This window comes from Mesorhizobium sp. M7A.F.Ca.CA.001.04.2.1 (assembly GCF_003998485.1).
Classification (GTDB): domain Bacteria; phylum Pseudomonadota; class Alphaproteobacteria; order Rhizobiales; family Rhizobiaceae; genus Mesorhizobium; species Mesorhizobium ciceri.
This window is the reverse complement of record NZ_RZQT01000223.1, coordinates 1-5511: the sequence shown is the minus strand read 5'-3', so window position 1 is coordinate 5511 and position 5511 is coordinate 1. Positions and strand designations below refer to the sequence as shown.

Annotated in this window: 5 protein-coding genes, 2 tRNA genes and 1 pseudogene; 2 read left to right on the top strand and 6 right to left on the bottom strand. The window is 62.7% G+C overall.

All coding sequences use genetic code 11. The features are described from left to right. Positions 1-215: 215 nt before the first annotated feature. Positions 216-473 carry a GlsB/YeaQ/YmgE family stress response membrane protein gene (locus EN955_RS33450; protein WP_013531402.1) on the bottom strand — a complete coding sequence of 86 codons (258 nt, stop codon included), beginning with the start codon at positions 471-473 and terminating at the stop codon, positions 216-218. 132 nt (positions 474-605) lie between these two features. Here EN955_RS33450 and EN955_RS33445 point away from each other — a divergent pair, with 132 nt between their 5' ends. Then, on the top strand, positions 606-1070 hold the full coding sequence (locus tag EN955_RS33445; protein ID WP_024505802.1) for a YidB family protein: 465 nt from the start codon (positions 606-608) through the stop codon (positions 1068-1070). Between the two features lie 69 nt (positions 1071-1139). Here EN955_RS33445 and EN955_RS33440 read toward each other — a convergent pair. Then, positions 1140-1213: transfer RNA gene (locus EN955_RS33440), tRNA-Gly, on the bottom strand. Positions 1214-1302: 89 nt separating this feature from the next. Further along, positions 1303-1387 (bottom strand) — tRNA-Tyr (locus tag EN955_RS33435). Positions 1388-1585: 198 nt separating this feature from the next. Between EN955_RS33435 and rlmB the strand changes: the two genes are divergently transcribed. After that, on the top strand, positions 1586-2437 hold the full coding sequence (gene rlmB, locus EN955_RS33430; protein WP_024505801.1) for a 23S rRNA (guanosine(2251)-2'-O)-methyltransferase RlmB: 852 nt from the start codon (positions 1586-1588) through the stop codon (positions 2435-2437). 67 nt (positions 2438-2504) lie between these two features. Here the strand turns inward: rlmB and EN955_RS33425 are convergent. From EN955_RS33425 to gcl, 3 genes and pseudogenes are all read right to left on the bottom strand, one after another. Further along, positions 2505-3392: pseudogene (locus EN955_RS33425) on the bottom strand (2-hydroxy-3-oxopropionate reductase); the annotation flags it as partial. Between the two features lie 214 nt (positions 3393-3606). Further along, positions 3607-4404: a 2-oxo-tetronate isomerase gene (gene otnI, locus EN955_RS33420; RefSeq protein WP_024505799.1), complete on the bottom strand. Its 798-nt coding sequence runs from the start codon at positions 4402-4404 to the stop codon at positions 3607-3609. A gap of 10 nt (positions 4405-4414) precedes the next feature. Further along, the coding region (gene gcl, locus EN955_RS33415; RefSeq protein ID WP_127223551.1) for a glyoxylate carboligase at positions 4415-5511 on the bottom strand (1097 nt) is incomplete at its 5' end.

Sequence of the window (5511 nt, the reverse complement as noted above, 5' to 3'; positions counted from 1 at the left end):
GTGGCATCCTGCTGGTCGGCGGCAGCGGGCTGACCATCGTGTCGCTGGATCAGCGCCAGCGCCGGTTGGCCGTCGTCGCCTAGCCTCGTTTCATTGCGGGAACGCCGATCTTTGTTTTCGCCGCCCCGATGCCATAGGCAAGCCACAGCCGGGCACACCGGCCTGAAGCCGGTCTTGCCTTCAGAAACTCGAAACCTCAGACGATCCGCAGGCGCCTAAAGCGTCCGCCTTGCGCTGAACTGATGGTAGGCCCACAGAACAACCACCGCCCCGATGACGGCAACGATCAGGCTGTAGATGTTGAGACCGGTGACGCCAGATGCGCCGAAGGCACTGAAGATCAGCCCACCGACAATGGCGCCGACGATGCCCAGCACGATATCCATTATGACACCCTGGCCGGTCTTGTTGACGATCTTGCTGCCTATGAAGCCGGCGACCACGCCGAGAATGATCCAGCTGATGATACCCATTTTTTCCTCTCCATCCCCTCGCCAGCCGAACATTTTCATATGATTGTCAAAACCTCAAGCCAGCTTGAAATTCCGCCCGAATGCTTCATTGTTGAGGAGGGGTCGGGCCTTGGTCGCTATGGAGGATCCACGATGGGACTTTTTGACAACGCCGTTCCCGGCGGCAACATCACCAAACCTCTGATGATCGCACTCGGCGCATTGCTGGTCGGCAAGATGCTGAGCGGCAGAAGTGCCGAAGAGCCGGAACAGTCTCCCGTGCCCGCTCCGACCGCCCCCGTCCCGACGGAAACCACATCCGCCGACGGTGGCCTGCTGGGCGGCCTGGGCGGACTGCTCGAAAAGCTCCGGGACGCCGGTCACGGCAACACCGCGGACTCCTGGGTCGGAACCGGCCAGAACCAGTCGATCAACGCCAACGATCTTGGCGCCGCGATCGGACCGCAGATCATCCGCGAGATCGCGCAACGGACCGGACTGGACGAGCAGGAACTGCTCAAGCAACTGTCCACCGCCCTGCCCGGCATCGTCGACAAGCTGACGCCGAACGGCCAGGTGCCGCAACAGCACCAGGTCGCATCCGCGTTCAACAGCTGACGCGGCGCAGCCACGGCAGCGCTGCGCCTCGTGCGCAGTGCTTCGGCTTGCCGTGATGGGATGAGTGTCTGGAGCGGGTAGCGGGAATCGAACCCGCATATTCAGCTTGGAAGGCTGCTGCTCTACCACTGAGCTATACCCGCGCCTTACCTGAAGTACCGGATTCATCCGAAAAGCGCCATGCACTTTTCGGTCCGATTCTTGTCGCGTTTCAGGGCTTCCGGGCCGGCAGTGGTGGAGAGGGTTGGATTCGAACCAACGTAAGCTAAGCTAACGGATTTACAGTCCGTCCCCTTTAACCACTCGGGCACCTCTCCAGTCTGCCGCCGGAGCCATGCAACGAGGCATTCGCGCCGATCCGGACCCGAGTTATGTGTTCTCCGAAACCAGCGCAGCGCCTTATGGCGGCAAGGCCATTGGGTGTCAACCGCGCAGCCAGCGTTTTTCGATGTTGTTCGCCGGCTGTGACGGCGGGCCATATCCTTGGCCGGAGGACACCGCTATAGAAGCCAGCCATGAGCGATAAAACCAACACCCCCAAAGACACCCATTACGCCAAGCTGCGCCGCGCCTATCGCGACGAGAAAAGCGGCGGCGCGCCGGCGTTCCGGCCCCGACAGCCGGTTCCGCCGGGCGAAAATGCCGCGGACGGCCTGGTGCGGCTCTACGGCCTGCACACGGTGCGCGCCGCACTCGACAATCCGCGCCGCAAGATCAGGAAGATGCTGGTGACGCGCAATGCGGCCGAGCGCCTGGAAATCGCCGATCTCGCCGCCCTGCCCTTCAAGACGGAACTGGTCGAACCCAGGGATATCGACAAGATCACCGGGTCGGATGCCGTGCATCAGGGTGTGCTGATCGAGGCCGAGCCGCTGAAAGCCAAGCGGCTCGATGCGCTTGGCGACGCGAAGCTGGTGCTGGTGCTCGACCAGATCACCGACCCGCACAATGTCGGCGCCATCCTGCGCTCGGCGGTCGCCTTCGGCGCCGGCGCGCTGATCACCACGGCCCGCCACAGCCCGCAGGAATCGGGCGTGCTGGCGAAATCCGCCTCCGGCGCGCTGGAGCACATCGACCAGATCGAGGTGAAGAACCTCGCCGACGCGCTCGGGCAACTGCACGAGGCGGGCTTTCGCACCATCGGGCTTGATTCGGACGCGCCGGCCGAACTCGAAAAGAGCTTTGCCGGAGAAAAGATCGCCCTGGTGCTGGGCGCCGAAGGCAAGGGCCTGCGCCAGAAGACACGCGAGACGGTGACGACACTGGCGCGGCTCGACATGCCCGGCGCGATCCACTCGCTCAACGTATCGAACGCCGCGGCGATCAGCCTTTACGTGGCGCGGAAGTTCTTAGCGAGTAGCGAGTAGCGAGTAGCCGAATCCCGGTATTCGGGGCTGCAATCCCTATTCGCTATTCCCTATTCGCTATTCGCTTCTACCCCACCTCATGCGCCGCCATTCGCTCCAGCGCCCTGACCAGAGCCGAATGATCCTCCTTGGCGCCGCCGTTGGCGGCGCAGGCGTTGAACAGCTGCTGAGTCGTCGAGGTGTTGGGCAAGGAAACGCCGAGCGCCTTCGCGCCCTCCAGCGCGAGGTTCAGATCCTTCTGGTGCAGTTCGATCCGAAAACCCGGCGCGAAGGTGCGCTTGACCATGCGCTCGCCATGCACTTCCAGAATGCGCGACGCCGCCAGCCCGCCCATCAGCGCCTGCCTGACCTTGGCCGGATCGGCGCCGGCTTTCGAAGCAAAAACAAGCGCTTCGGCGACAGCTTCAATGGTCAGCGCGACGACGATCTGGTTGGCCACCTTGGTGGTCTGGCCAACCCCGTTCGGCCCGACCAGGGTAATGTTCTTGCCCATCTTCTCGAAGACGGGCTTGGCGCGCTCGAACGGGTTTTCCTCGCCGCCGACCATGATGGTCAGCGATGCCGCCTTGGCGCCGACCTCGCCGCCCGAGACCGGCGCGTCGAGATAGTCGCAGCCGAGATCGTTGATCTTCTTCGCGAAAACCTTGGTCTCGATCGGTGAGATCGAGCTCATATCGATGACCAGCTTGCCCTTGGTCAGGCCGGACGCGACGCCGTTCTCGCTAAACAGCACATCGGCCACCTGCGGCGTGTCGGGCACCATCAGGATGATGATGTCGGCGGCCCTGGCCACGGCCGCATGGCCAGTGACCGTTTTCAGGCCCTTGGCGACGAGATCGGCGGAGGGTTTCGATCGATGATCGCTGGTGATGACATGATAGCCCGCGTCCAGCAGATGCCCCGCCATCGGCGCGCCCATGATGCCGAGGCCAATGAAGCCGATGGTTTCCATTTGTTTTCTCCGTCTTTTGTTAGGTCGCGTTCTGTCACGCCCCCTCTGTCCTGCCGGACATCTCCCCCACGAGGGATGTCACCGCTGTCTTCGCCAATTTTCGAGCGTCAGAAAATCAAAGGCCGACGCCGAAGCTGCCAATCTCCCCACCTGTGGGGGAGATGGCCGGCAGGCCAGAGGGAGGCGTGACAGAACGCGACTTCGACTGCGATAGCCGCTAAGCAGCAGCACTTCCCTGCCCGGCCAACTCCCGAAACCACCCCAACCCGGCTTCCGTCCCGGCCTTCGGCTTGTACTCAGCCCCGACCCAGCCGGAATAACCAATGCGATCAATGTGCTCGTACAGGAAGGGAAAATTGATCTCGCCCGTCCCCGGCTCGTGACGGCCGGGATTGTCCGCAAGCTGGATATGCGCGATGCGGCCAAGGTTTGCCTCGATGGTACGGGCGAGATCCCCCTCCATGATCTGCATGTGATAGATGTCGTATTGCAGAAACAGGTTTTTTGAGCCGACACGGTCGATCAGCGCCAAGGCTTGATCCGAGTAATTAAGGAAGAAGCCCGGGATATCGCGCGTGTTGATCGGCTCGATCAACAGCCTGATGCCGGCCTGCTCCAGCTTCTCCGCCGCGAAGGCAAGGTTTTCGGCAAAGACATCCTCCAGCACCTTGCGATCGGCGCCGGCCGGCGCAATGCCGGCCAGGCAATTGACCTGCTGGCAGCCGAGCGCCTGCGCGTAGGTGATCGCCTTGGCGATGCCCTGGCGGAATTCCGGCACGCGGTCCGGCAGCACCGCAATGCCGCGTTCGCCCTTGCCCCAGTCCCCCGCCGGAAGGTTGAACAGCACCTGGGTCAGGCCGTTCTTCTTCAACCGGGCGGCGACGACATCGGGGGCATGGTCATAGGGGCCGATATATTCGACGCCCTTGAAGCCGGCGCGGGCGGCGGCATCGAAACGGTCGAGGAACTCATGCTCGCCAAAGAGCATCGAAAGATTGGCTGAAAAACGCGGCATTCTTTTTCTCCTAATCCAACATCACGATCGCCGTCGGCGCATCCTCGTGGCTTTCGGCAAGCTCCTCGAATTCGGTGATCTTGTCGATCTCGGTGCCCATCGAGATGTTGGTGACGCGTTCGAGGATGAATTCGAGCACGACCGGAACCCGGTGCTCTTTCATCAACCGCTGGGCCTCCTTGAAGGCTCCGGCGAACTCTTCCGGCTTGCGCACCCTGACCGCCTTGCATCCCATCGCCTCGGCGACGGCAACGTGGTCGACACCGTAGCCGGCCTCGGGATCGCCTGCCCGGTTGATGTTCTCGAAGGCGAGGTCGACCTCGAAATCCATCGAGAAACCGCGCTGCGCCTGGCGGATCAGCCCGAGATAGGCGTTGTTCACGACGACATGCAGATAGGGCAATTTGTGCTGGGCGCCGACCGCCAGTTCCTCGATCATGAACTGGAAATCATAGTCGCCCGACAGCGCCACGATGGTCCGATCCGGGTCGGCGGCGCGCACGCCAAGGGCTGCCGGCAAGGTCCAGCCGAGCGGGCCGGCCTGGCCGCAATTGATCCAGTTGCGCGGCTTGTAGACATGCAGGAACTGCGCCCCGGCGATCTGCGACAGGCCGATCGTGGTGACATAGGTGACGTCGCGGCCGAACGCCTTGTTCATCTCCTCATAGACACGCTGCGGCTTCAGCGGCACCTGGTCGAAATGCGTCTTGCGCTTCATCGTCTTCTTGCGGGCCTGGCACTCCTTCGCCCAGCCCGACCAGTCGCGCAGTCTGCCTGATGTCTTCCACTCGGTGGCGACGTCGAGCAGCATCTTCAGCGCCGCGCCCGCATCCGAAACGACACCGAGATCCGGCGCGAAGACGCGGCCGATCTGCGTCGGTTCGATGTCGACATGGATGAATTTTTTCCCCTTGGTGTAGACATCCACGGAGCCGGTGTGACGGTTGGCCCAGCGGTTGCCTATGCCGAAGACGAAGTCGGCTTCCAGCATCGTCGCATTGCCATAGCGGTGCGAGGTCTGCAGCCCGCACATGCCGGCCATCAGCCGGTGGTCGTCGGGGATCGCGCCCCAGCCCATCAAAGTCGGGATGACCGGCACGCCTGAAA

Coding starts and splice junctions, on each gene's coding strand:
- EN955_RS33450 (WP_013531402.1), bottom strand. CDS start 473: ATGGGTATCATCAGCTGGATCATTCTCGGCGTGGTCGCCGGCTTCATA.
- EN955_RS33445 (WP_024505802.1), top strand. CDS start 606: ATGGGACTTTTTGACAACGCCGTTCCCGGCGGCAACATCACCAAACCT.
- rlmB (WP_024505801.1), top strand. CDS start 1,586: ATGAGCGATAAAACCAACACCCCCAAAGACACCCATTACGCCAAGCTG.
- otnI (WP_024505799.1), bottom strand. CDS start 4,404: ATGCCGCGTTTTTCAGCCAATCTTTCGATGCTCTTTGGCGAGCATGAG.